This is a genomic window from Rhizobium anhuiense, from assembly GCF_003985145.1.
GTDB classification, from domain to species: Bacteria; Pseudomonadota; Alphaproteobacteria; order Rhizobiales; family Rhizobiaceae; genus Rhizobium; species Rhizobium anhuiense.
In genome coordinates, this window is sequence record NZ_ML133523.1 from 532,021 (window position 1) to 558,298 (window position 26,278).

Annotated in this window: 16 protein-coding genes; all 16 read right to left on the reverse strand. The window is 58.1% G+C overall.

Annotated features, from left to right (window positions below; genetic code table 11):
* Positions 1–3: 3 nt before the first annotated feature.
* The 16 genes from EEQ99_RS13195 to EEQ99_RS13270 all read right to left on the reverse strand — a co-directional run bounded on the left by EEQ99_RS13195 (position 4) and on the right by EEQ99_RS13270 (position 26,007).
* Entirely contained in the window at positions 4–612 is a 609-nt protein-coding gene (locus EEQ99_RS13195) for a retron system putative HNH endonuclease (protein ID WP_127430585.1), read from the reverse strand.
* A gap of 2 nt (positions 613–614) precedes the next feature.
* Complete coding sequence (locus EEQ99_RS13200; RefSeq protein ID WP_127430586.1) at positions 615–1,862, reverse strand: AAA family ATPase; 1,248 nt, start codon at positions 1,860–1,862, stop codon at positions 615–617.
* Positions 1,859–3,094 (reverse strand): restriction endonuclease subunit S domain-containing protein, encoded by a 1,236-nt coding sequence (locus EEQ99_RS13205; protein ID WP_127430587.1) that lies wholly within the window; start codon positions 3,092–3,094, stop codon positions 1,859–1,861. The genes EEQ99_RS13200 and EEQ99_RS13205 overlap by 4 nt, the downstream gene beginning before the upstream one ends.
* Complete coding sequence (locus EEQ99_RS13210) at positions 3,091–5,094, reverse strand: type I restriction-modification system subunit M (RefSeq protein WP_127430588.1); 2,004 nt, start codon at positions 5,092–5,094, stop codon at positions 3,091–3,093. Before EEQ99_RS13210 ends, EEQ99_RS13205 begins: the two co-directional genes overlap by 4 nt.
* A 617-nt stretch (positions 5,095–5,711) precedes the next feature.
* Positions 5,712–11,003 carry a sacsin N-terminal ATP-binding-like domain-containing protein gene (locus EEQ99_RS13215; RefSeq protein ID WP_127430589.1) on the reverse strand — a complete coding sequence of 1,764 codons (5,292 nt, stop codon included), beginning with the start codon at positions 11,001–11,003 and terminating at the stop codon, positions 5,712–5,714.
* 258 nt (positions 11,004–11,261) lie between these two features.
* A complete protein-coding gene (locus EEQ99_RS13220) occupies positions 11,262–13,112 on the reverse strand; it encodes an ATP-dependent nuclease (RefSeq protein ID WP_164735931.1) in 1,851 nt (616 codons plus the stop codon).
* Positions 13,113–13,757: 645 nt separating this feature from the next.
* Complete coding sequence (locus EEQ99_RS13225) at positions 13,758–14,396, reverse strand: hypothetical protein (protein ID WP_127430591.1); 639 nt, start codon at positions 14,394–14,396, stop codon at positions 13,758–13,760.
* Positions 14,397–14,449: 53 nt separating this feature from the next.
* Positions 14,450–15,388: a hypothetical protein gene (locus tag EEQ99_RS13230; RefSeq protein WP_127430592.1), complete on the reverse strand. Its 939-nt coding sequence runs from the start codon at positions 15,386–15,388 to the stop codon at positions 14,450–14,452.
* Between the two features lie 463 nt (positions 15,389–15,851).
* A complete protein-coding gene (locus EEQ99_RS13235) occupies positions 15,852–17,648 on the reverse strand; it encodes an AAA family ATPase (protein ID WP_127430593.1) in 1,797 nt (598 codons plus the stop codon).
* A gap of 149 nt (positions 17,649–17,797) precedes the next feature.
* Positions 17,798–18,328, reverse strand: coding sequence for a hypothetical protein (locus EEQ99_RS13240; RefSeq protein WP_127430594.1), 531 nt, complete (start codon positions 18,326–18,328; stop codon positions 17,798–17,800).
* A 325-nt stretch (positions 18,329–18,653) separates the two neighbouring features.
* Positions 18,654–19,241 carry a tyrosine-type recombinase/integrase gene (locus tag EEQ99_RS13245; protein ID WP_127430595.1) on the reverse strand — a complete coding sequence of 196 codons (588 nt, stop codon included), beginning with the start codon at positions 19,239–19,241 and terminating at the stop codon, positions 18,654–18,656.
* 199 nt (positions 19,242–19,440) lie between these two features.
* A complete protein-coding gene (locus EEQ99_RS13250; RefSeq protein WP_127430596.1) occupies positions 19,441–20,571 on the reverse strand; it encodes an SAVED domain-containing protein in 1,131 nt (376 codons plus the stop codon).
* A gap of 36 nt (positions 20,572–20,607) precedes the next feature.
* Positions 20,608–21,099: a M67 family metallopeptidase gene (locus tag EEQ99_RS13255; protein ID WP_127430597.1), complete on the reverse strand. Its 492-nt coding sequence runs from the start codon at positions 21,097–21,099 to the stop codon at positions 20,608–20,610.
* Positions 21,080–22,798 carry a ThiF family adenylyltransferase gene (locus EEQ99_RS13260; protein ID WP_127430598.1) on the reverse strand — a complete coding sequence of 573 codons (1,719 nt, stop codon included), beginning with the start codon at positions 22,796–22,798 and terminating at the stop codon, positions 21,080–21,082. Before EEQ99_RS13260 ends, EEQ99_RS13255 begins: the two co-directional genes overlap by 20 nt.
* Positions 22,795–24,009 (reverse strand): nucleotidyltransferase domain-containing protein, encoded by a 1,215-nt coding sequence (locus EEQ99_RS13265; protein ID WP_127430599.1) that lies wholly within the window; start codon positions 24,007–24,009, stop codon positions 22,795–22,797. The genes EEQ99_RS13260 and EEQ99_RS13265 overlap by 4 nt, the downstream gene beginning before the upstream one ends.
* A gap of 600 nt (positions 24,010–24,609) precedes the next feature.
* Positions 24,610–26,007 (reverse strand): hypothetical protein, encoded by a 1,398-nt coding sequence (locus EEQ99_RS13270; RefSeq protein WP_127430600.1) that lies wholly within the window; start codon positions 26,005–26,007, stop codon positions 24,610–24,612.
* Positions 26,008–26,278: the final 271 nt, after the last annotated feature.

The following is a 26,278-nucleotide window of genomic DNA, read 5'->3' on the forward strand; positions in this document are numbered from 1 at the left end:
ACCTCACAGCTTCTGCCGAAGAAACCAGATCGCGACTGGACTGAACGGCTGATACTCTGCCGCGTTGATGCGGTAACTGATCTGTTGTTGGACCTTTTGCCGGGCGTCTGGTGTCGAACGCCACCACTGCAGTACGGAATCCAGTACCGCCTTCCGACTGCTCTTCAAGTAACTTAGATTCAAACCTAAAGTGTCGTTCAATTGCATGTTGAATTCTTCGTCAGGGCTTAAAATCGTCCCGTCGACCAGATACTTCAGCCTTGCTTCAATGGCATGAGCGGTATCTGCCGGATTCCACCTGAGATCGCGATTGGCCTTTTTGGTGTCGCAGTGCTGATCGGTCGGCGATCTCCCATCCCCGCCAAGACACGCGCCGAGCAGGTTTGCGTAGACAAGTTGCCGCTCGGGATAGCTCGCCTGGCTTTGCCAGTGTTCGATCTTCATCGCAGTCGATTCCGCCCGAACGCGCCCGGTGCAGTAACAGCACAGGCCCTTTTGCTCGCCGACCAGCGCTGTGCGTAGGTCGTCTTTTTGAGCGTAGTTGTCGTAGTCGCTATGCGCCTGAGCCCGGTGGTACGTAAGACTGTTCGGTTCGGCGCCTTTGGTGATCATCCTCACGCATCCCCCTCCATGAAATCGAGAAGGGTCATTGCGCGCGTAATCTCCGGGTCGCCCTCACCGATATCTGCAGAAAGCTGTTTTATTTCAGCCCTTGCAGCGTCCGCTTTTCCATCGCCTATGAGCTGCGCGATTTTTGCTATCTTGTCCTCCACGCCTGCATTCCGCGATTTGGTGTCCATTACCTCTTCTAGGACACGGCTTGAATCGATCCCGAATGAGCGCGCTGGCGAAGAAACTTGACCGTCCTTGATGAGCAGGATCCTGTCGTGAGCCACTTCGCCAATCACCTGCGGCGAATGAGTGGTGGCAATAAATTGGCAGCCACGGAACGTCTCGGTCAGAAGAGGAACGATCTGGCGCTGCCAAAGCGGGTGCATGTGCATATCAATTTCATCGATCAGAACGATTCCGACGCCGTCTCTGACTGGATCGTCTAAAACTGGATTGGCTTGCGATAGGCGGCGAGCAAGGTCGAGTGCCAACGCAAGCACGCCCCTCTCACCCTCGGAGAGATACCGCACATCAAGTTCAATACCGTCCTTCGATATCAGAAGCCGTGGCTTGTCCGCGCCGTTGGTCGCTCGCAGCCCCTTGCAAGTCGGCAAGAAACGGGCTGCTGCAGATTTCAGGGCCTCAAGATGGGATCCTGCCCGCGGCAGTTCTTCCGCCAACGCTTCTTGCGCCAGCATCCAGGACGCCATGTCACGGAGGTGGAGCGGCCGGACATCGGAAAGCGCATCGGCAAATGCCGTAGCTTGGCCTCCGCGGCTCCGACCAATCTTGATCTGCTCATCCGTGGGGTGAGACCTGCGCGTACCAAAGTAGACCGCAATGGGTTGATTGCCTGAAGAATCGGCTTTCGGCCAGTGCGGGGGTGACAGCTCTTCTCTTTCAGGCGTGTCTAGCGTCGCGTTCCGAACAGACCCCTCTTCGTCCAGAATAAACTGCTCTCTCGGCTTGTGCAGGAGTAGGTTTCGTTGCCCTTCGGGGAAGTTGAGCTCCAGATCGATGGTTAGCGAAGCGCTTACCTGCCGGATATCCTCGGCGGCGAATGCCAGAGGCGTTGAGCGGCTCGCCGTGAACTTAGGCAAAACCCGAGACAGTGAGACCCGCAGAGCCTCGAGGACGCTGCTCTTGCCGACGCCATTTACACCCACCAGTAACGTGAGGTGCGGATCGAATTCGAATGTCGCATGGTCGAAGCCGCGAAGCCCGGCAACGCTGAGCCGTCTGATCTTCATGCCACCTCCGGGATTTCCATCTGACCTGTCACTGCGGCTGCGATGAGGGCTGCACGGCGCTCTTTCAGCAGCGCGACGGAGTTCCCGGTCGCGGCGCGGAGGCGGTCGAGCTTGGCGCTCTCGGTGGTAATGTGCTGAACAATCTGTTGCTGTTCATCGAGCGGCGGTAGCGGCATGAAGATGTCTCGGAAACCATCCCAGTAGAGACGCAGCCTATCCCAAGTGATGCCTTGAGAGTTGCGTCCGCATTCGGCGCTGAACGACGCCGTCCGAAAGAGCTGACTGGCATAGTCTGGAAGAAGCTCCTCCTTCGCCCAGGCGACGGTGTAGTCTGGGCTCACGAGGCCATCGACGGGTGCAACGCCAACTGCGCCTTGCCACATCCGCATCTTGTTGAAGGCAATGTCTCCCTGTCGAGCGACCTTGTACGTATTGAAGTCTGATGCCGTGCCTTCGATCTTGTCGCTCGAAAACTCACGGACGACGACGCCCGCATTGATGGAAACTTCAAGCAAGGGCAGATCGGGTTCGTTGCGCTCATCACGTTGGCAAAACAGGGTGGCAACCCGGCGGACCTCCCAGTGCGCAGGGATATCGCCGAGCCAGTGGATGCCGGATGGGCGCAGAGGTGCGGTAGGGTTAAGGCCCCGCATTACGGCCTCGGCCACGATGGCGCGCCGCTTCTCGGCCATGAGATCAAGCAGCCGATGCTTGGCAGCAATCAGGGCGTCGATGTCCGCGGTTTCACGGTCAAGGAAGTCCGCAATACCCTCCTGCGTCGATGGAGTGGGAAATGGTATCGGCACATTTCCAATGAATGCCCAATCGGCACGCGGCATCTTTGAGCCAAAGGTTGATCCATCAACGGCGTCGATAAACTCCCGAGAGAGCATAACGTAGAGGCCGAACCGAGCATTGAGCCTCTCAGGCTTAAGGGGAAGCAACTCAGTCGAGCACCTTCCATCAAAGCTGGCAATCCACGCCTTCGCCAAGTATGGCCTCAGCTTACCAAAAAGTATGTCGCCCGCTTGAAAAACTGCAGAAAGCGACTCGCCGCCAACAGTCGTAGATGGATCATCTTCCGCCCCGCTGGCAGAAGTGATGAGTCGTCCTGTGCCGCTCTCGATGTTCTCAAGGCCGACATAAGGCAACTCGCTGTCAGCGCCCTCCGTTCGGTTACGTCGCAGGTCGACAGCATATTTCAGGCGCAGTCTTGAATAAGCGTTGGTCACTCCGTCACCTCCTGCAAGAGCCGCAGGATTTCGTTCTCCGCCTTCTTGAGGTCCGCGTCGATGTCGACCAACCTGCGGGGCGGCGTGAACTGATAGAAGTGGCGGTTGAAGTTGATCTCGTAGCCGACCTTGTCCTTGCTCCGGTCCATCCAAGCATCCGGCACATGCGGCAGAACCTCGCGCGTGAAATAAGCGTCCATATCCTCTTTCAAAGGCACGTTCTCGAAGTCACGCAGGTCGGGGTCGGCTTCGAAGCCCTTGCCTTCCCTGACCTTCTCGGCATCCGCATCCTTCTCGGTGAACACATTGCGGAACAGCTTCACCTCGGCCGTGCGCCAGCGGGAATCGCGCTTTTTCAACAGCTTTTCGATGCTACCCCAGACCTTGTTCCAGTCCAGTTCCGGCTCACGGCCTAGCGCTTGGTCGATCACCTGAATGTCGTCGAGGAGGTGCGGTGCCGCATCGAGGAACCGGGCCTTGTCCTCGACCGTCATCCGGTAGCGCAGCCGCAGCGGACGTTCGACGGTGACGCGGGTATAGCCGAAGCCAGCATTGTCGAAGATTTTGGACTTGGCGTTCTGGGCGTAACCGCCGTAGAGCCGAACAATCTCGGCGATCTGATCGGGTTCGTCCGGACGATCTTCCCCTTCCGGCGCCTTGCCCGCACCGATCTTGCGGCGCTTGTCGCCCTGGCTGCGGTTCATAGGCATCCAGATGTCGCGCGCGTCGACCAATTGGATAGTTCCCTTGCGATAGCCGGGCTTGTTGTTGGTGACGATCCAGATGTAGGTGCCGATCCCGGTGTTGTAGAACATCTGCTCCGGCAGGGCGACGATGGCCTCCAGCATGTCGTGTTCGATGATCCACTTGCGGATGTTGCTCTCGCCACCGCCAGCACCGCCGGTGAAAAGGGGGGAGCCCGAGAACACGATGGCAGCACGCGAGCCATACTTCTGCGATTTGGGATCGACGACTTCGAACTTCGAGATCATGTGCTGCAGGAACAGCAGTGAGCCGTCGTTCACGCGCGGTAGGCCTGCGCTCCACGGGCTGTCCTGCGGGGCCTTCTCGTGCCGACGGACGATTTCCTTCTGCTGCTTCTTCCAGTCCACGCCGAAGGGCGGATTGGCGATGAAGTAGTCGAAGGTCTGCCCCTCGAACTTGTCGTCGATGAAACTGTCGCCGTACTGGACGTTCTCTCCGCCACCGTTGTGATCGACCTGCTTCATGAGCATGTCCGATGCAGCCGTTGCGAAGGCACGCTTGTTGTAGTCTTGACCGTAGACGTAGAGCTTCGCTTCCTTGTGATGATCGCGCATGTACCGCTGCGCTTCGGCAAGCATGCCCCCCGTGCCGCATGCCGGATCGAGCATGCGCATCACGGTTCCCGGCTTGCTGAGCACGTCGTCGGCGTCCATGAAGAGCAGATCAACCATGAGGTGGATCACCTCGCGGGGCGTGAAGTGATCGCCTGCGGTCTCGTTGGCCAGTTCGTTGAAGCGTCGAATGAGGTTTTCGAATACGAGGCCCATCTGATCGTTCTTCACCCGGTCAGGATGAAGGTCGACCTTCGAGAACTCTTTCAGCACGAGGTAGAGGATATTCGCCTCTTCCATCTTTTCGATTTCGTTGGTGAATTCGAAATAGTCGAAGATCCTGCGAACATTCGCCGAAAAGCCGCTGATATAGGATTGAAGATGGCCGACAAGACCCGAGGTGTCTCCGATCATCGTTTCGAACGTCATCGGCGAACGGTTGTGGAAGCGGTGCCCAGACGCTTTATTCAGAATTCGGTCAAGGGCATCATCTTCCAGCTTCCCGCCTTTGCGTCGCTCAAACTCCGCCAGAACGCGATCCTTGGTGTCCGCCAATACGCAATCAAAGCGACGGAGAACGACGAGCGGCAGCATGACGCGCTCATACTGCGGCGGGCGATAGGGTCCACGCAGGAGGTCAGCGATCTGCCATATCAGGTTGGCCAAATCCGAGTGGCTTGCCATGCTATGCCACCTTGCTATTGAAAAACTTGTTCATTCATCCATTCCACGTTCGGCCCAATCGCCTGCATTTAGCGACGAACTAGATACACAAAGCCTTGCTTCAAGCTGATAAAAACTCTCTCTCCCTATCAATGGCATGAGTAGCGGCGCCGCTACCGGCACGCAATGGGAGCACTTGAATTCACCATGGTGGTAGCGCGAGGGCAATAGGGAGGGAACGTTGCTGGGGCATCGTGTCGGCGACGTCCAAGGATAGCACGTGGGTAGTCGAAAACAGCAGCCCAAGCTGGTCGGCGGCTCCAATCGTGAGCATGCCAAAGGTTTCCACAGCAGCGCTTTGCCGGTGTTCTCGCTCATGGTCATGACAATGTGTTCCATCCCCCATTTTCCCGAGCGCAAGCGTGGCCGGTACAGCGAATGAGAAAGACGAAGCCTCCCTAAAGAATTCTGTGGTGATTGCTATCGAAGTATGCCGGCGCTGCTTTCGAAGTTTCTTAGCGTCCCCTGAGATTGGCACCTAAAAGCGCCTCGGATAGACACGTTGAGGTAGGCAAAGAGGCCGGTTCAAGCCATGAAGCGGGACGGCTGATACTAGCGCCTCTTAATTGAGTCACACCTCACTGCCGCTCGAAGCGATAGCGCACGGAACCGCCCCGCACCACCTGGAACCGATCGCGAGTGATCGGGGCCGCCGGGTTCGACAGCGGCAGCACGCGCCATTGGGCGGGATCAAACACGAATGGGACGTATAGGATACGGTAGCGCCGCTTCCGCTCGAGGCTCGCACTGCCTGCGACTTCGAGTTCGCGGGCAGTAAGTTCGAACTCTCCGCCAGCGTCCATTGCCGACTTCACCTCGTAGAGCCATTCGTTCCGCTCGGTGACGACCCGAAAATCATAACCAAGACTATCGTCGCCAGCGGAACCAGTGCAGAAAGAGATTCGGTTGGACGAGACCCAGCAGGCATCCGACATTTCTCTGGGATGCCGCCTACGCAGATATTCGCGAGCGAGCCATTCACTTGCAATGCCCATCGCCGTCTTCACCGCTTCCGGCGGCTGGGTCCGCCACGACTGACCTCCGCCTCCGCCAGTGCCTCCGCGTCCGGGCGTCCCTGGTACGCGCTGTTCTTGCACGCGCAGTCGCGGCGCGCGGCTGCGCGTGAGCCAGTCATCCCCTTTTTCGATCTCAGCCGCGGCAAGTGCCTCAAACCGCCGTACGAAATCTCCAGCGCCCGCGTCGAGATCCTCACCGGCGAACGGGATCGTGCGACGCGCGACTTCGACTTTCCGCTTCGCCTCGCGCGCCTCGATCGCATCGCGTTGCAGATCATCGGGAGTAAGCCCAAGCTGCGTGAGATTGATGGAGAGCGGCATACCGGCCGGCCAAGCTGCTACGCGTGCGTACAATTTCGGGAGCCGTGCCGAGTCGAGCTTCTCGAAGTCAAGCAAGCCGGCCTCGTCTAGCGTGCGGACTAGCGATTGCGGATCGGCCGCTTCAATCGACGCCGGTACCGCCGTCCCGCTCTTGCGGCACCAAGCGCGTGCCAACCCCGCGAGGTCCGGATGATAGGCGAGTACCAGCTTGCGGTTGTCGGCGGCGACACGTTCAAGCAGTGGAAGGTCGATCTTTGGGTCGTCTGGACCCAGAAACTCTGTAGCGGTGGCTTCCGCGCGTGCGGCCACGACCTCGCGGCTGAGCGCTTCGAGGACCCGAAGCCACGCCGGATCGAATGTTACGAAGTCGAGGCGCCGCGCGGCCACATAGGGTGCGAGGTCCTCGCCCGCGGCCCATACGCTGGCAAAACGGCGACGGACTCGATCAAGCAGCCTCGGTTTGAGTTCGCCGAGATACACCTCGAACATGCGCCGGAAGTCGTTCTCGTCGTTGAGCGGCGGATAGCCCAGCGACGCGAGCGTCTCGGCATAGGCCGTGAACTCGAACCCCATCGCCCGGCGGATGAGCCCTTGATTGTCGGTATCCTCAACTGCGGCAAGCGATCGCTCAGCTATCGTCTCATCGAATTGCTCGGTAATCCATGCACGCAGGTTCAGCGACGGACCGACCCGATCGTAAAGGTATTCGAGGTCTGCGGCGCGTTCTAGCCCCCCGAGGTGTGCGACGACGGGAAGCAAGGCGCGCACGCGCCATTCGACGCCGCCGCGGGTCGCCGCGAAATGATCGCGGATGATGCTCTCGTCGCGCTTGATTGCACGTGCATAATGCGCATCGGTCGGTCTCCCGTCGCCGCCGAAACCCGCCCGCTCCAGACGTTCTAGCATGGTTTCTAGCGTGTTCCGCCGCACTCCCATTAATTTGGTAATGGCCGGCGCCGCCTCGCAGAGCAGATCGAGCCCTATCACGGTGTCCGCGACTAGCACGAGGGTCGGCAACTTGAGATGAGCGACGGGCTGAGCACGTTCGTCGCCGCGCGCGTGCGCGAGCTCGCCATCGATCATCAGCGCGAAACTGGCACAACGCCGGAGCCGGATCTGACGAAGGCGGCGCTCTAGCTCCTCGGGCGGAATGGTCCGCAATTCGAGGGGATCGCCCAGATATTCGTGCGCGAGCACGGCAGCATCAACGAGCCAGGCGAGCGCGTCAGCGACAAGCGACGGGTCGTTTGATTGAGGTTCGAAGTTCTCGCCATCCACGATGAGTCGCACGTCGCTTGAGTCTGCAACCTGCACCCGAAAGCCACCCATGGCCTGGATGAGTTCGGCGATCGCTGCACCGTCATTCTCGCCAATGTCGAGCACCGCTTCTCCGCGATCGGCCAGAGCTCGTGCCGCGAAGCCCTGCCGTTCGCTGGTGATATGGACGACCGGCGGATCGGTCGGGTCCGGACGACAGAGTTCAAGACTCCCCACGCGTTCGACGACCAATGAAAGCGTTGCAGGCAATGCACCCTTACCTTCCGCGACGTCGCTCCAGGCACGGCGCAACTGGTCACGCAGATCGCGGCGCTCAGCGGCGGAGAGGTCTTCGAGACTATCCGCGAGTGATGCCAGGCGTGCAGCCGCGTTGTCGCGGCTCGACCAGTCGCGCAGACCGATGTGTTGGCCGAACAGAATCGCGGGTAAAGCCGCGCGGGCGCCGACTTCGGATTGGAAGCGCGGAACGAAACGCGGCGGCGGCTGGCGGGCAGTGGTCGTCGACCAGCTCGCCGCGGGCGTCGCGAAGACGATGTCGTCCTGTTTAGTGCTCGCGACCCAGGGTGCGGTCCCGAGAAACACCGCCAGCGGCGTCGGCAGCGCGACCCTGTTGTTATGACGATGGTGCACGATCGAGAATTGGAAATATTTGTCGCCATGTTCGCGCAGGAAGATGACGATAAGATCGGACAGGGCGGCGCGGGCGTCTATGGACAGCTCTGCATGTTCAGTCTGACCCGGCAGCCGCCAGATTTCACCGGACAGATCGTACTCAGTGTTAGGATTCTGGAAAGAGGTCGATCCGACCCTGGCAACCCACGCACTGTCGAAGCCCTGCTTCGCCGAGACGGTGGAGAGGATAGCCTTCCAATAGCCGGTGGGCGTCCCACGGCGCCGGATATCGCTAGCGAGCGGAGGCAGGCCATCGCGCGCTCCGAGCAGGGCGAGAAAGCGGGCCCAGTCTTCGCGCCGATCGTCCGCGGCTGCCCGCTGCAAATCGCCGAAGCCGACGAGCAGACGGTCACGCGCCCGAGCGCAATCCGGCGAGACGACGGCTGCCTCGACGAGGTATTGTTCGACCGTACGGCCCAGAGATGTCCAGGCACCCGAGAACAGAGCGAACCGTGCCCGGCTCCACCCGCCGAGGGTCGGCACAGACAGGTCGGCCGCACGCAGAGCTTCCTCGATCTGTTTTCCGCCCCCACCGCGCCACACCTTGAACGACCAGAGTAGGGCTTCCTGACGCTGGAGATCGCTGGCTTTCGGTTCGAGAGCGCCCTTCAGCGCGAGGAGCACGTCGAGTGGATCGTAACCCCTGAGCAGTCCGGCTTTCTCGAATGCGCGCTGGGTCATCTCGGTCAGTGCGATCGCGTCGCTCAGGAACCGGAATTTGCGCTTTAACGATGCGGGCGGGCTGGGTGGACCTTCGCTGCGTCGGCCCCGCCCGCCCTTAGCCCGGACGAATACCGGCGGCATGCCGTCGCGGCCCTTGGCCGTTGCTGCAAGTAGCTTACCGTCGGCATCGACCAATATCTTCCGGCCCTCAAGTGACGACAGTGGTATAGCGGCCGCGTCAAACACTTTGTGAACGTCGTCTAAAAATGTCTTCCAGCGCGTCGGTGAGGCCCGGCGCGTTCGGGCAAGCCAGTTGGCCACCGCCTCGGTCCAACCGCACAGCTCCTCTTGGGACAGGGCCAGAGGCGAACTTACCGAAGCGGCGAGCGCCTTGATACGCGACACGCGATCGGCGCCGAGCGTATCAGCAACGATATCCGCCTCGGCAACCTCCGCGAGCCGCCTCGTCGTCATCTGCCCTGTCTTGACCTCGGGCCAGACATGAAGTGTTTTGAAGCTTGCCCAGTTCGACGCACCGCCCGGAACGACGGGCCAGATCGCTGTTTCGTCAAGTGGACGTTCAAAATTTCGGAAGGCGGCAATCAACTTGGGAATGTGTGGCCACATCCAGGCAGCGAGATCGACGACGGCTGTCGGCGGCAATTCGAGGCTGCGGTCGACAATTTCGGTTGCAGCTATCGCGCAGGCGGTGGCTGCCGCCTCGAGCAAGTGCTTGTTGAGCGGCAGACTCGGCTTCATGGAGCGGCGATCGATGTCTGCGAAGAAAGGCGCATCAATATGGCCAGCTAGCGGCGACGTCGCGCTCTCAATCATTGGCAGAAAATTGTAGAGACGACCCGCCGCTCCTCTCCCGACGAGCGGTACTGCGACCGATACGACCGCCTCACCCTGCCATTCGAGCCACCGTTTCAGCGTCGGGGCAGCCGGCAAGCTCGCGCGGATGGCATCGAGCAGGGGTTCCTTGGGCAGCACCGAGCGCGCGATCAGATAAGTGCTACCGTCGACCGTGACCTTCGCGAGCGAACAAGCATTGGATGCAATTTCGGCAATCGGTTCTATCGAGCGGATCGATCGCCGGTGCAAGACGGACGCGCCTTCGCGTGCGATCTCCACATCCAACGCCGCAAGCCGATCGAGAAACAGGAGCACGGGTGCCGTAGGATCAAGTAACTCGTTCACTTGTCGTTCGGCGAGAGCGACGGCATCCATAGACCTCAGCGGCAGCGAGACCACTGTTGCGAAGCCGGCGGCAGCCAGAGCATCGAGAGCATCGAGTCGCTCTGACACTGGCTTGGGAACTAGATACCGCGGTACAGTGGCGGCCACGTAGCGCGCGTCCTCGGGGCTTGCGCCAATCGTCGAAAGATCAGCCTCAATCTCTTCCTGGGTCGCAAACCGGAAGCAATAGCCGTCGAAGCGGCCGCGCGATCCCGCTGGAGAACTCGAGAATATCCGAACCTCGTCGGTCAACGCCTCGACGCTTCGAAACCCGAGCCCCTTATTGCCGATCACTTCCCCAATACGTTTGTCGCTGGTACCGATATTAATGACCGCATCGAGGTTTGATCTGGTAAAGGCTTGACCGCGGTTAGCGACGAGCAACTCGCCGCGATCCTCAGCCGAAATCAGGAGTCGGACGGCAATCTCTCCAGTGCCGTTGACCGTATTTGCTGGGTGCGCGTCATGCCCGTTTTGAACTAGCTCTAAAAGGACGCGATCACCATATTGGGTCCCAATGACCTCGTTGAGATTCTTCAGGCTTTCATAGACCTTGATTTTGCGCCGGCGCCCTTCGAGCGCAAATTCGAGCTGCGACGTCGCAATGCCCGCGATTTCGTGAGCGAAGTCAGACGGCATGAGATCGCGATCTGCGTGTCGAGGCGCATCGCTGTCAGCCATGATCAACAAGAATTGCTCCTCCCCTAGCTTTTTGTCTCTGCTTTACAAAATTGTCGCCGTTCATCCCCGGACGAGAGGGATAGCACGTAAAAGAGGAAAGCAAACCGTCCGTGAGGACTCGAGAAGTCTATCCCTTTGAAATTCTGTCAAACTCATAGAGAGGTGTATGTTTTCGAAGGACCCGAACGTGTGACCGTCGGATTTCGGATAGTGTTGGGCGCCACCAGAGCGTCCTAACTGGAGGCGCAAAGCCGCTCGTCAATCAGCTACGCCGAGGAACGAAAGCGCGTCTCTCAACAGGGGCTCGAAATTTGCAAGTGTGGTCTTACAATTCGCGTCTTCCTGCTTGCACACTCGTTCGGCCGTTGAGATCTTGTGTTCATTAGCGAAGTCGAACTTGACCAAATACGCCCAAGTAGGATCCAGGGTTTCCTCAAAGGTAGTTTCGCCGAGCAAAATTTGGTCAACGAGGTCTGGTGGGCAGACTTTCGCCAACGCCCGCCTCTCCAATTTCCCCCTCTTCTCTGCCTCCCGCCAGACATCCGGAGGATAGAGCACTTCGAGTGACGCGTAGACCTCGAAATGAGCCGCGCGGGCGGCTTGCAAGTTCGCTGGCGGTGGGTAGACAAAACACTTTGCCGACTTGACGTTATCAGGTTGCTTGTTGAACGCTGCCTTTGCCTGGCCGGCGTCCCCATCAACAATGCCGACTGCTTTGGGACGCTCGGGGTGATGCTTGTGCTGGGATCGCCATCCGACCAGCATGTCGATGACGTAGGTGTGACCCGCACCATCCCGTTTCGTTTCGAAGCGGACCTGCTCAACCGCTTTGGGGAAAAAGAGTTCAAGAGCCCGAGCCAGCACGATACGATCGCTCTCGCCTTCAACAAAGATGCGAGGGCAATTTACCTCTGCCAGTTGGGCGGCAATGGCCTTCGTCTCCTCCTGCTGCCGGACCTGTGCAACCATTTCCGCAATACGGGGCGCAAGCATGGCGAGCGTACCCAAGCTCTCATCGATTCCCTCTACTCCGGTCTTGGTCATCGTACCGTCCGTGTCGGTGGCACGCGTTACAAAATGAAGCGCGATCTCATTTTCTTGCTGGCCCAGATCATAAAATGCAGGCGAATGGGTGGTTAGGAGTATCTGTGCGGTGCCCGCCTTGGCCAATTGGTGGAGTTCGTCCGCTAGCTGGACGGCACTTCCAATCTCCAGGTTGTTCTCAGGCTCTTCATAGGCCCAGATGCTGCTAATTGGAGGGCCACCTCTCTTTTGCAGTGCCGCTTTCTTTTCCGCCATGAAGCGCAGAATCAGTGGGATATGTCTCGCCTTTACCCCGTCGCCCCGATTGTTCAGGGAGACCGATTTCTCTCCGCTGAGGAAGTCAAGTCTTTCGAAAATGTGATAGAGGTCCCTAGGCAGCGCCAGCTTCGTGTCGAAGCCAAGAGACGCCGAGATGCTCGTTGTCAACTCGTTGAGGTGATCGCCAATCGATTGTTCGAACGCGGTACTGGACTCATGGAAGGTGCGGGCAGCGACTTCCGAGATGATGCCGTAGATCCGACCCCGCAAGTCATCGAAGTACTCCGAATCCTTTATAGCCGGCACGTACTCGAACTCGATCTTACGAAGTAGCGCGTGGACGTTCGATTTTTCTGGAATCTTGACGTCTTCTCGGATCTCCTGACCCCGCCTGCCCTTCGAAATGCGTTGACCGTAGTAGTCATACTCCTCACTCCAGAGCCCGTCCTCGCGCCAACGCTTGGTCCAAATAATCACCTGACCGTTGGTCGCATGGTAGCTTTCCGGCAGCGCAATCTCGATACGAACAAGCACCTCCCTCGCCTTACGCGCTCGCACCGGGGCGTAAAAATTATAGTCTTCTGCGAATGCAAACTCGACACCTGGATTGGTCTGATCATTGAAGAAAAGGTTCAGGGCTCGAAGGATGTTTGATTTACCGCAGTCATTTCGGCCAACGAAAATAGCCAACTGCGAAAGATCGGCGTCTACAGATCTAATCGACCTGAAGTTTTCAATATGTATTGATCTAAGTGTTGCTGCCACTGATTCCCCCCCGACCTCACCACCCTGAATAAAGGCGTTCACGCGAATCGCCCCTCGACCACTTAATCAGGGGTAGAACATAGCCTAAGGCACGCCAAGTCGTTCCGGCGTTCGCAGCGCTTAACATGAATGTCCGGGCTTTCGCAGCTAAGGCGTTCATGGTGTTTCTATGAATAAGCGATGGCGGTTTGGAGGTGCGATCTCAAAGGACCTGAACAGCAGGAATGACGGCGCAAGCTGCCGGGCGCTTTGTGCCCGCATCACCGCAAATTTGAGGTCCGAAAGCGGAAATAATTGCCGCTCGCCGTCCTGTTGACTGATGCCCAAAGCCAGGGCACAAGGGTGGCATCCACGGTCGCTCGCGATGGGAAAACAGAGGGATTTCAAGGCTTGTCAGCGATGCCTTTGAAATTATGTGAGAATCCAGGCCTCCCAGGAAAGTCGTCTTTGACCAATTTTTCGATTTAAATTGGCGACCATCTCCCGCACCGAAAAGTGGCGTCTTCTCAATAAGTTGGGCGATCTCGGCCGCAGTTTCTTCGGCTATCCGTCGCGTTCGAAGACGGCCAGGAAAACTGGCTGGGGACCCGCGATTAGTGACTGCAATGGGGCCGACGGCAGACTGTCTGCTGCTGGAGCACGCAACGCAATACCGGACATGGGGCCCTTCGGGGTTTTTGTTTGGGCTTAATAGAGCCCGGCAGATCTCAATACCAAGGTGGGCGTCAGGCGAATTGGCGCATTCATGATTTCGCGATAAAGCCGAGCATAAGCGCTCCCTCCATCACTGCCGCCGAAGCCCATGGTGATCGGAATCTTGAGTTCCTCCACCTTGTCTATAACGGCGCGTCGTCTCACCCTCTGGAACGCGTCGATCAGCGGCATCACAAGGTTCGGATCAACGTCGCCTGTTGACGCTGCTCTCTCCAACACATTCAGAGCGGCGCCAATCTCTCGCTTCGATGCCATATGCTTTTCGAACTCTTGCGCGCGCTCCACCTTGTCCGCCGCAGCCTGCAAATGAATCTGAATGAGTGGCGTGGCTTCAAAGACCCTGCCTCGCTTCAGGTTGTTGTGGGCGGCGCACGTAGGCATCCAATTGGCGTACGAATTCAGGTCAAACGTCGGAGGAAGTCCGTATAATTTCAGAACATCTGCAAGTCTTCGTGGCTCACTGAGAAGAAACTCAGGGATAATGTGGTCAACTTGCATCGACAGCAGGTCGATAGGATGGCCGTCGATATAGCATGTCTCGCCATGGACGGAAAAAACCACCCAGCGCTCATAGCAGTGAATCTTCTCTTCTTGTATTGCATTGGTCCCCACGCGTCTCACCCCTGCCCAACGTTCAAGACAATCGACGGCGTTTGAGTAACTTGCTAGTGCCTGTTGAGTATGAATTGTGGCTCGTGGCCCGGCCTGTGTCGCGTCCGTTTGAGCTTCTTCTCAAACAAATCGGCGGCGTTTTTGACCTGTCTGAGTGTGAAGACAACCGGCCGCCCGATGAAAAAACGCCTTCCGTATTTATGGATGAGGCTGGAATTCGGCTTCAGGTTTTCCCTAACCCATCGGCGATACGCTTTCATTTCGCTCGCAGGCAATCCCTGCTTTCTCGCAAAAGTTAGGGCTCTCTCACGCCGTACGCGGAGGAACTGGCCCTTAGTTGTCTTAAGCACGTAATTCACCAGTACTTCGAACAGGTACTTTTCGGCCAGCCAAAGCCGCGGTGAATCCTGCCAGACTTCTTCACAGGCTGTTGCTAGGTCTTGGACCTCAAACACCCGCTTGTAGAACCGCATTGCCCGTTCTTCGATATCGCCGGCAGCGATTTCCCGATCAGAACCGACTAGCGCGTAAAATGGCGTGGGCTTGTTGAAATCCAAATCTTTCAAAATATGAAATCCGAAGCACGCCAAGGAAATTACGCAAAGACTGTTGCTCGTGGCCACGTTGATCTCGCGGAATAGCTCGACCATGTGCGGCCAAGGCGCGTTCTCACCGCTTGCCACGACGTGGAGGCCATCGTCAGCGTGACCGTGCATATCTAAGTGAATGATCGGACGGAACGAACTTTCTGCCTTCTCGCGAAGCGTGTCGAGGAATGCATAAAGGTCATCTCGAGACTTCGGCTCGAAGCGAGTGGTGCCGATTCCAAGCTTATCCAGATGTGGTTCGAGGTCTTCGAGGATACGGTCTGTGACACCCTTCTCTGCTTCTCGCAGGGAGGTAATCCAAACCAAACTGTTAACCCGCACCTCGGTTTCCTCAGCGTCAGGGATATCTTCACCGTCAACCGCGCTCATGGTCACCACGTCCATCCAATCCCGCCTTTCACCGAGGCCGAAGTAATAGCCCAGTATAGTACCCAATGGTAGGCGTTCTGGACCGCTGCTTGGTCTCGACTCTCTACCAGATACGCGACATCCTGAACGAAGGGGGCATGAAGGGAAAACGTGGTCGACTTCGATCCGCGCAAGCGTAGGAAACGGAAAATGGCGCGCAATGCCCTTAGTCCCTCTGCGCTGCAGCAGCGGTTACGGCCGTGGTTGCTCTTCGTGCCGCTCGCTGCCGTTGTCCTTGGCGGCGCCTATGGTTGGGCCACTGTAGCGCCGAACGACACGATCAGCACCTCATTCTCGATCTGCGGCGCTGCAGCTCGCAACACCTGCGTGGTAGACGGCGACACGTTCTGGCTTCAGGGCGTGAAATGGCACATAGCGGTCAGACGCTTCAGAGCTGCCTGTCGCAGGCAGCAAGCGCACGAAGCTATGCGTCACGGCTTCAACGTTCTTGGATCGCTTTCATCAACACGGCTAGTTCGACAGGGATCATCCGGCATCTCCGCAGGCATTTGATCAGACGGCGCGGGTTGAGATGCTGCGGGCCGAGAAACGCTCTCTGGACAACACGAAGCAAATCATGACCACGGTGATCGATAACCCACCGCGGATGGAACAGTTTGTGTCCGGCAGTGTAGGTGACCTCGAGCTTCCCCTGTCCCGCAATGGAGGGTTCGGAAGCTTCTACCGCCGCAGTGACCGTATCCACGATGGCCTGCAGGGTTTCTTCCGGCTGCGTCCGTAGCAAATGCTCGTCTCCCGACATCAGGTTGATGCCGGGAAGTTTCGGTGCTTGGTTCTCCTCCATCAGCAAGGCATAGACTACAAGCGGATCAAGGAGATAGTTCTCGAAACTGTACCGGCCGATCGGGAAAATCCTGTCCGTGCCAGGTGCACCACCATCCCTGTCAATGATGCCGCAGAACATGCGATCCAAGGGCTCTCCGTCAAGCTTTCCGACCCATTTGGCGACGACAGTCGAGCCTCCGGAAATCTTCGATGCGTTCACTCCAATGGAAACGGGGAGAAACGCGAGCGCTGGCGAAGGGGGCAGAGCCATCGGGTCGCGGGTTGGTCCGCTTGCTGAAAGGAGCTCCTGGATTGCGGTGTAGAATTCTACGTCGTCCTCATCCTCGACGAAGCAGAATTTTGTGGTCTTCGTTACGGTGACTAGGCCAGCGGTCAGGATTGAGATTATGTCCGAGCGCGAGCTGACTGGCTTGATGACTGATGAGCCCCTCTCGAGCTCGAACACGGCATCAATAGGCGCGAGCGCGACGGTAGATGGGGAATGAGAAGTCATGATCACCCTGACACCATACTTCTTCACCAGCGTCTCGGAAATGACGTCGAGGAATTGGGTTGTCATGGAGGGATGCAGATGCGCGTCGGGTTCGTCCAGTAGAAGAAGCTTGGGAAAGATTCCCTCCTTGCCAGCCGTGAACAGCCAGAGGACAAGTTGCAGAAGAACTTTTTCACCCGAGGAGAGGTCGATAGCCCTTATCGTGGCTCCAGTCTGGGTGTCTCGCAGTTTCAATTCATATTGCGATAGAATCGGAGTCTCCTCTGGAGACACCACGACGAATGGGAACCCGGCGACCTTCAGAGTGTCGTTCACTACGCTCCACGGCGCAGGACCGAGCGGTTTTCCAACTCGATCAACTCCTGGCGTCCCCTGTTCAAGTGCCTCCAAAGCTTTGAGCCTATAGGCGACAAACAGGTGGTTGATGCCACTCGTGATATCAATGTCATCTATCGCAAACTCGAAATCGTCCGGAAAGATTTCTGCGATAACTTCAGTGGTTAGCTGATGAGGAGAGATAGATCCAAGGCGCTTCAGTACCTTACCTACCTTTATCGCACCGTCGATTTGCTGCCGATTCCCTCGCACGTTCTGGGGTTGCGCTAAAGTTACAAATTGGTTGCGTACGTTCGGTATCTCGGCAACGGAGGACGGAACGCCACCGGAAAATTTTCCTGAACTCGGCACATAGGCGATCTCGTCCGCTCCATACGTCACCCCGGCAGTGCTCACGATAACCGGCAGCGGATCGTCAGTCCCAGGTCTGTATTGGGCTCCACTGAAGTGATAGGCGAGCAGTTCTAATATCTGGGTCTTGCCGGAGCCGTTACGCCCCGTGAGGATCGCAAAGCCCGGAACTTTGTCCCATACGATATTGCTGATTGACTTGTATCTACCGCCAGCTCGCGGAGAAACGGCTATTGAGAATTCCGACATGACATTACCCACTTGCGGCTCCCGAATCATTGTCCTGAAGTGAGATCACTGCGCACATTGCAGGATTTATCAATGACCGGTGTTGGCGCGAACTAGCCGCCTGCCTCGATCGCTTAGATGACCATTTTTGGAATCTGGCTACAGTCGTTTTACGCCCGAAATGACGGCGCAATTTCGTCATGCCGCGCCGAAAATATATCGCGCCCCCGGGCCACGCTTAACGCGCGGGAGGCGTGAAAAAGAATGCACCAGCCAACTTCCTCAAGCACACCCAGCATTCCGCCGTAGTATTCACTTGCCTGCGCCTCGGAGTAATGACCGACCGAGTCCGAGAAATCGACCCCCTGTGCCTCAAGGTCACGGGCAAGTGCAAGCGCGTCGGCCAATGTTACCCGGTGTGCGAAGATATGCGCGAAATCACCACGGAAGTCGTTGAACCGATCAAAGGCTGCACGGTCGGCGCTGCTGATCAGGCCCTGCTTCTCCAGGACTTCAGTTTTGGCCGGGAAATGGAGCTTGTAGATCTTGTCGTCAGCGCGAAACGTAAGGAGGATCTGGATCAGCAACGCCTCGAGTGCGAGGTGTATCTTCATAGCCAGAGCAATAACGTCCGGATCATCACCTAGGATTTGCCCGGCAATGATGTCGTCCAGTTCGACGTCGCGGCTCGGTTTGCGCATGACGACGGTCCCCCTCAAATTGCCTCAGTTGAGATCCGCGTCCGCAGCTCTCCGTCATAGTTTAAGCATCGCAAGCCGGATTTCCTGGATCATGGTTCTCGATCCGACGGTTGCCGGCAGACTTGCTCGAATGAACTCTAATGTGCATGTCGCGGCTTCCTAACGCTACCCTGAAACATTCAGGCGGCAGCGTAGCCAACGTCGGCTTTCAGAATGAAACAATTGCGTTCGAACGACTGAAACGAAGGCGCAGAGCAGATTGAATCTTTGTGAAGGATTTCCGGGGAAAGGGGGTGGCCCCACAACCTGCAGGGCCACCCCCCTCTCAGATTTCAGTCCGCTCGGCCAGTTCTAGTGCGTCCTCAATGTCGACGCCGAGATATCTGACCGTATTCTCGATCTTTGTATGGCCAAGCAGGATCTGGATCGCTCGAAGGTTGCCGGTGGCCTTATAGATCATGGCAGCCTTCGTTCGCCGCAGGGAATGCGTTCCGTAATCCTCCCGACGAAGCCCAATCGCGGTCACCCATTCATCGACCAGTCGAGCGTACTGCCGAGTGCTGAGATGATCGGTGTGGTCGACGCGACTGGGAAAGGCATAGTCATCGACTGTTCCTCCCCGTCGTTGAAGCCAGGCGAGCAGACTAGCTCTGACCTCGGTCGTAATTTCGAACTGCACGGGTCGTCCAGTCTTTTGCTGGACGACCATCGCGCGAGTTCGAATATCGTGGCCCGTGACGAGTGTCCCAATTTTCAGTTTTACCAAATCGCAGCCGCGGAGCTTGCTGTCGATGGCAAGGTCGAAAAGCGCTCGATCTCGCATCCTTCCTTCACGGTCGAGGAAGAAGCGGACTGCCCAGATCTGGCGCTGCTTCAAAGGCTTCTTGACGCCAACTTGCTTGCCGCGTTCCAAGCCGGTCGACCCAGTGCGCCAGGATCATATTGTGAGATACCCATTTCAGTTCTCCTATGGCCATCCTTGGCCACCGGGAGAACGCGCACCTTCTAGTTAGATGACGGGGCCGAATGCAGACTAGCGGCTTATAGGAGCCGAATGACGAAAAGCGGACGTGCAAGCTTAGGTAGGAGGATGCCAGGATAGCCGCTGTATCCTATCCGATGGCGATCGTTGGGACGAATGCCTGCGCAGTACGGTTTTGGTCGTAGATCTTCATCGTGAGGTCAGCCTTCGGCATCCAGACGCGTCCCGTCTCCACCGCCGCGGACGCTGGCAACGCCGGGAAAACATGCAGCATCACGCCTTCCCCGTGATAGGCCTTGATTCGGTCGAACAGGTTCCGCACCAATTTCTTGTAGGCGGCGAGGTCATCCTTCCTTCGCATGATGTCGTTGCCAGATTGCTCGCAGGTGATCGACCAGATTGCGGTATACTCACCCAATACCGATGTGATGCGCTCGTCGTTTACCGTGGCACTCAGGGCGAGCTTCAACGCGACCGGCACGTCCTTCCTGCCACTATATTCGTTGACCTTGTAGGCGATGTGCGGCTGGTCAGGTAGCCACTTCCAAGTGTCCGGTTCGCGGTGCTTCTGATGCACGGAGACCGGTACCACGTCGCCGAGGAGCGTCCCGAGACGGATGAGCAACGGCTGCGGAGCCAAAGCGAAGACGCTTAACTGGCGGATTTCCCGTTGCTCGATCCGCTCCTTGATTTTCCGGGCGAAGGCCATCTCCAGGTTCCGGTCCTGTCCGGCCCAGTACGCCTCCTCGTGGTCCTTCAATTCGGAGCCAATGAGTTCGATGTCAATCGTACGAAAATCCGCCGGATGGTGATCAGGTGGCATCGCGGCAAAGATCGCTCGTGTCGTGATAACCGCGTCGCGTTGACCGATGTCCGCCGCGAACCTAACGACATGGGAGACGCGGTCGACATCCATATCGGTGACGATCTCAATACGGTCCTCATGTTCGGCCTTCATAGTCAGAAGGGCGGTTTCGTCGTAGTCGGCCACATGGTCCACGTCGATCGCCTTATGGTGGACCGGGCACATAAGCATCAGGTTGTCGATGTCTTGAGCAAGCTGCGGCGATCTCACCACATCGCCCCGAGGGCCGCCTACCTCGTCGGCGACGATGTGGGCGATGTAGCCGTACTTGCCCGTCTTTTTGCCCGTGATGAGATCACCGATAAGAAGCTTGTTGCATCCTCGGAACTGGCACCGCCCCGCAGCCTTCGCCCAGAGGGCGTTTGCAACCTTTGCCGGGATAGCTGTCTTAGACATGTCGCTCCTTCAAATGCCGCACCAAGGCGACTCCTTTCAAATGAATCTTTTCTTCGCTCGTGGGATCGGGTCGTCGATCATCTCGACGCGTTGCGGGTGTTGGCCACGCATGAACAGGTACGTTCCAACCTGCAGCATAACGAACATCCGCAGCCGGACAATCATCAAGACCGAGAAGTCGATGTTGCCGACGTCTTCGACCATCGCCTGCATGGTCCTAATGTCGGTGATGCTCGGGTCCACCGGGAAGCTCGGATGGGAATGCCATTCCCCTAAGTAGTTAAAACGACCGAAGTCGTTGCCATTCCTCTCGAAGAATGCTTCCAGTGCCTGGGCGTGCAGTTCCGGGCGGCGCTCAAAGTAGGCGCTCTCACCGCCGTTTGGGTCAACGGTAACGTCCACGACACGAAATCGCCCTTGGTCGTCCAATTGCTCAGCGAGCAGCAAGCCGCCGGTTTCCCGGCGTCCAGACAGGGCTAGTTGCGTGCAGATTTTCTTGCGGACGGCGCTAGGCAGTGTGATCTGCATCTTCGGCCTGTCTAGGGAAAAGAAGGGTCACTAGCTCTTTCAGCTTCACCTCGTCGGGCGACGATCCCGCGTCCCAACCTTCGTTGCCTGTATAGCTGATAGGGTGGGTATCGAACGGGGCGGCGAATATCCAGCCCTCACGGAGGCCGACCGCATACGCGGGAGCAGGGAACTGGCTCCCGCCACCCCGCAACGTATCAATCGCGAGACGCGCCAGGTGGCCGGCCATCACGGAAACGTCGGCATCGTCCGCGATCAACGGCGGCTGGTCCGCCCGCATTACGCCGTATTCCAACTGGCGGGAGGGCACCTCCCACTCGACGCCCTTGTCTTCGCACCACTTCAGGATCTGGCGGCGGGCCACGTCTGGGGACGGATCGTGATCTGGTCGAGACCGGGCAATGATGCCGCCGATCCCGCCCCCGAAGACCTCGCCCCACACCATCGGTCTGCTCTTGAATCTCGCGGCGGCCGATGCAAGGCCGAAAACGGTGGCGTCCGCCGTGGCGTCGATGATTAGGTCACAATTGGCCAGCGTCTCGAGCGCGGTAGCGGTCCATTCGGAACTCTCCTGGCCGCCGAGGTTCACGATCTGCACCGTGACCTTTGCGTCTGGGGCTATTTCGAGCAGTCTGGCCCGCAAAGCTTTGGCCTTGTGTACCCCGACGCCGCGCCAATCCAGTTCGTTCCTCACCAGGTTGCCGGGAGAGAGGATGTCGTCGTCGAACAGTTCGAGCTTCTGGGCTCCTGAACGTACGAGCGTCGCTGCTATCCTCGACCCAAGTGAACCGCATCCGATAAGGCCGATCCGCTTGTCGGCCAGCGCCGCGTTCGCGGTAGGTAGTCGCTGTTGGTCGGCGTCGACGACAAACGTAGAGTATCCGTAATCCTGAACTCCACCATCCGCCTTACGATACACCATCGCCAACCAAGCGGTCGTGTCATCCACCAGCAGATAATTGGCAGGCGGCGACTCCGGATAGTCGGTCGTAACGCCCGCAGCCTTAAGCGCGATCTCGAGGGACTTCACGGTTATCGGCCCCGGAAACTTCAGCCCTCGGGGGACGCGGATGGCGGCACCTTTGTAGTTGGCCGCCCTCGACACCGGCTTGCTCCGATGCCAGATCCGAGCCCCATCAGGTCCCAGGGCAGTCAAATGAGCCACGGCGGCTTCGCCGTAATAGTGTTCGTCGATCTCGATAGGCTCCACCTGGCCGTCGTCCATGGCCTGGATCAGGCGCAACGGTTCTTCGGGTATGACCAGCCTGAGATAAGTCCCGCGAAGACGCTGTCCTTCGGATACGACATGAGCTGAGAGAACCCCTTGGCCCGACAGCTCAGCGCTCTCTCCGACCAGGAGCCGACGGGCGCTTTCGATCATCATGGCGCCCGTCCAATCGAGCTGCCAGTTGTCGGGTCGATACTCCAGGCAAAGTTCGCCCGATAGACCGTATTGATGTCCCGACAGACGTTCGCCGTCTCCGTTGAAGACCAGCGGCGGGATAGAGGGAAAGAAGTCCGGGTAGTGCATGACGAGGCGCCACCTGGATTCGCCTTCGACAATGTCGAAATCCAGTAGCAACCTAAGGCTGTCGAGGCGCCACCGTACGTTATGGAGCCAGTCTGCGGCCTGCTCGAGGCGAGAGACCTTCAGACGTTCCGATAAGCCCCGGCCCGGATCCGAAATCCACCAGCTCATATGCCGCCGAACCCTGCCGGTTTGCCCGGAACGCGCCGCTCCGCGGGAAAGGTCGGTGTAGCAGCCGCTGTAGCGGATGCTGCCGTGGCGGTGCGCAGGAGCGATGAAGCCGGCTTCGGTTCGGCACGGTCCCTGGCCCTTTCGGCAAGGCTACGACCGATGCGGGGGGCAACGGAGTCCGTGATCATCTGGCGGCTGCTGACCTGGGCTGCATAGAAGAAGTCGCGCCGGGCTGCTTGCAGCCATTCGTAAAATGCAGCACGACGCTCGGGATGCTCTGCCCACTTGTCGGCAAAGTTCTCAAGCGGGTCAGACGGGTTGGGAATATATGACCGAACGCCATCGAAGACGATGAACCGGTCCATCTTGGTCAAAATGGAGACCAGGGCCTGGCCGATAGTTTCCTCACCATCATATGCGTGCGCGGACAGGGTCGTCAGAATCACCGAGATGGGTTTGACACCCTTGCGGTCCGCGAACATCTGATCGCGGTGGCGCTTCAGGATCATGATTGCTTGTTGCAGCGGGGTGACCACCCGGTATTCGGGAATGCTCTCAATGCTGGCCTGGGCTGCTTCGGCGAGCTTCCGGCGCTTGCGAGAGAAGGCGACGGCCATCCGCGAGCGGAACCATGCGGCATAACCCTTCGGGTTGGATCGGGGCCAGTCGGTGGTGGGCTGATAGAAGATGGGGTGCTTGTTGTCGGTGATGGCGATGGCGGTGTCGGCCCACTGCGCGTCCAGGCCGCGGGACTCCAGCAACAACCGCATGGATGTGCCGTTCGGTAGCGCCGGCGCGATATCCATGTGGAACTGCGCGCCATCGGCATATTCGAGCGTCCAGCAACGACGGCCTTCCCCGAGTGGCTTCACCATTGCCTGTGCTATCCGATAAGCCTCGATCTCGACCCGAAGCAGTTCCTTGAGCGTGTACTGGGTCAACTGGTCTTTCTTGAGAGCGGCCAGTTCGCAAACCGAGTCGATATCATACTGGCCGTTTTCGTCCTCGGGCTTGATGACCGTGCCCAGCCGGAACGAACCCTGCGAATACACTTGGGGGTCGTACTGTTTCACCGTTGAAGCATCGCGATGCAGCCACTTGCCCAGCGACTTGTACCGGGCGACCGCCTGCTCGTACCTGGTGGGCGAGATCGTTAGCTCGTCCGCCAATGCCTCGAGGTAGCCCTCGGCTTCCTTGGTAATCGTAACCATCGCGCCCTCATCCTGCTGACCCTTTGATGAGCACGACCATCGGCGCTCGCGCCAGAAGGCGCATGTCGTCCGACAGCTCGGATGGCTATGTCCCGAAGCCGGACCGAGTGCGTCGCAACCGACGAGCCTGAATGAATAATGCCCCACGGCGATTTACCGCATACTAACCATTAGACTGGTGCCAGCAGTCGTCAAGGTGCATTCTGCGGCGACTCGCACATGGGTTGAGCACGTAACGAAATCGCCAAGCACAGCAAGAACACACACGTGCGGTTGGGGTAAGCGGGTCCGCACTTGATCGTTACGCCGAACGCGACGCAAGTCTCCTTCGGGCATTCCTAATTGAGGCGGATTTGAGATGGGCCGAATGGTAGCCGCACCGATTAGGCCTGACTTTCCGGCCTCTACGAAACCGAGGCGGGGGCACCAAACTGATGTCCGCTCCAGGTAGCTAAGGGGGCATGGGGGCGCGAAGCGGCCATCCGCGCGGCGACCGCAGGAGGTGAAACTTAGCCCGAATGCGGAAATTATTTCCGCTTGACGGCGAACGCGACCAACTATCCCCTGTTTGGTGTGCTCCGCCAAGCCAGGATGTCCGAACTATCGGGTAACTCGAACCATGACCTGTTCTGGCACCTCTCGCGCCCCAACGACCGGGCCATTCAGATCCACCACTCCGCCTGCTCCGGTATCTTCCGGTGGATCATCACGCTTGACGGCATATGTAACCGCCCTACCGCTACTCAGGACCTGTTTGATGAGCTTTTCCACGCTCTGAGACTGCGGGACCGTTGTGCCGATCCACGAATTTGCAACCAAAGACACGAAGTCGCTAGTTTGAAAGCGGCGACCAGCGTTTGTGTAGGTCAGCACATTGCCTCCTTTTGGTCCCTTCAAAGCCCCTGCCACCGCAAGCCGGTGCCACAGGGACCGCGGGATATACATACCGTTGAAAAGGCCACGGTCATCGGGGTTGAAGGCAATCTTGGGGCAAAACTTCATGTAGAAGGGATCATTGTGAAGGCGGAAGCTGTCTGCGCCCTGATCATCGACGATCTTCTCAAGCTCAGCCGCCATCTTGTCCATTCGCTGCAACTCTATACTGAATTGGTCCCCGGCCTGCCACCGGAATTCAAATTCTTTCTTCCCCGTCGTCATAGCCTTGTATTGGACCATCACGAAGGATCTGTACTTCTCGTTGTAGTAGATCAGGTCTGCCCCAGTCTGTTCTTCGAGCGGCTCGCGATTAGCCATAAGAACCGTCAATCGAACCGAGGGATCACTTTCTGACACGAAGGTCCGGACCGCTAACTGAGATACGCCATCGAAAGCCTTAAAACCGGGTACATTGGAATGATCGACCAGAAGCATCCCATCTTCGCGCACGGAAGCCTCCGGAAGCCCCTCCAAGAACGAGGTTGGCTTATCGGCCGGCGGCTCCCAATCCAAAAGTTGACCGGTCTGGATATCGGCGATTTTCAGTGCGGTACCCAATGCTTCTTTCTGGAGCGCCAGTATCGTTCGCTCTTGCTCCGAAAGCCGGGACAGTCTCTGACGCCTGCTCTCGGAATATCGCTTCAGCCTGTCACTTAGCGACCTGTCCTGCTCCAAGACGCGGACGACTTCAGCGAATGCCGAGGGCGTAAGCATGCCGCCATTCTCTATCGCCCGCTCGACATATCCTCGTGTGCGGCCGTCTACCTGGGAAATGAGTTGATCGAACGAAACAGGTCGCTTCAATTCAAACAGCGAACTGATGTTCAACCGAACTAACCCAGTGCCCGCAGATGCACCTTTCCGTCCCTCAGCCAAATGAGTGATCGCCCCAGCATCAAATGAGGCCAGCACAACCAACGGCGAATTCTTGCTGTGAGAAAACTTATCAACGGGCTCGGCGGCCCGCTGTTGCCCCCAGGAATCAGGTTCTTGCGCTGCCTTAAGCAGTACGTCCCGCCTGTCTGGCGCGACGTGAAGTATGTATCCCCCAGCCTTGCCCATAGAATTCCTTTCGTAGACGCGACGGCGCACAATAGGTTCTTTTGCGACGCCTGCAAACTGTGCAGTTCTTGCGTGGGGGTCATTGCAATCTGATCAGCAATGTCCGCTTCCAGGCTCGTGCAGGAGCGCGTTCAATGTCTGATGTGGTTTAGGGTTTCGGGTGCCGTCAGGCGTACGAAAGCCTCTCATGCAGGAACCCGCGGTCCGCACACTCCGGTCTATGGGGTTTTGTGTTTCAGGGCGGCCCAGGGGCACTCAATCACAGCAGCGT

What these genes read in the sequence shown, in the direction of transcription:
- EEQ99_RS13195 (WP_127430585.1), bottom strand. Translation starts at nt 612, where the DNA reads ATGATCACCAAAGGCGCCGAACCGAACAGTCTTACGTACCACCGGGCT.
- EEQ99_RS13200 (WP_127430586.1), bottom strand. Translation starts at nt 1,862, where the DNA reads ATGAAGATCAGACGGCTCAGCGTTGCCGGGCTTCGCGGCTTCGACCAT.
- EEQ99_RS13210 (WP_127430588.1), bottom strand. Translation starts at nt 5,094, where the DNA reads ATGGCAAGCCACTCGGATTTGGCCAACCTGATATGGCAGATCGCTGAC.
- EEQ99_RS13215 (WP_127430589.1), bottom strand. Translation starts at nt 11,003, where the DNA reads ATGGCTGACAGCGATGCGCCTCGACACGCAGATCGCGATCTCATGCCG.
- EEQ99_RS13230 (WP_127430592.1), bottom strand. Translation starts at nt 15,388, where the DNA reads ATGGACGTGGTGACCATGAGCGCGGTTGACGGTGAAGATATCCCTGAC.
- EEQ99_RS13235 (WP_127430593.1), bottom strand. Translation starts at nt 17,648, where the DNA reads ATGTCGGAATTCTCAATAGCCGTTTCTCCGCGAGCTGGCGGTAGATAC.
- EEQ99_RS13240 (WP_127430594.1), bottom strand. Translation starts at nt 18,328, where the DNA reads ATGCGCAAACCGAGCCGCGACGTCGAACTGGACGACATCATTGCCGGG.
- EEQ99_RS13250 (WP_127430596.1), bottom strand. Translation starts at nt 20,571, where the DNA reads ATGTCTAAGACAGCTATCCCGGCAAAGGTTGCAAACGCCCTCTGGGCG.
- EEQ99_RS13255 (WP_127430597.1), bottom strand. Translation starts at nt 21,099, where the DNA reads ATGCAGATCACACTGCCTAGCGCCGTCCGCAAGAAAATCTGCACGCAA.
- EEQ99_RS13260 (WP_127430598.1), bottom strand. Translation starts at nt 22,798, where the DNA reads ATGAGCTGGTGGATTTCGGATCCGGGCCGGGGCTTATCGGAACGTCTG.
- EEQ99_RS13265 (WP_127430599.1), bottom strand. Translation starts at nt 24,009, where the DNA reads ATGGTTACGATTACCAAGGAAGCCGAGGGCTACCTCGAGGCATTGGCG.
- EEQ99_RS13270 (WP_127430600.1), bottom strand. Translation starts at nt 26,007, where the DNA reads ATGGGCAAGGCTGGGGGATACATACTTCACGTCGCGCCAGACAGGCGG.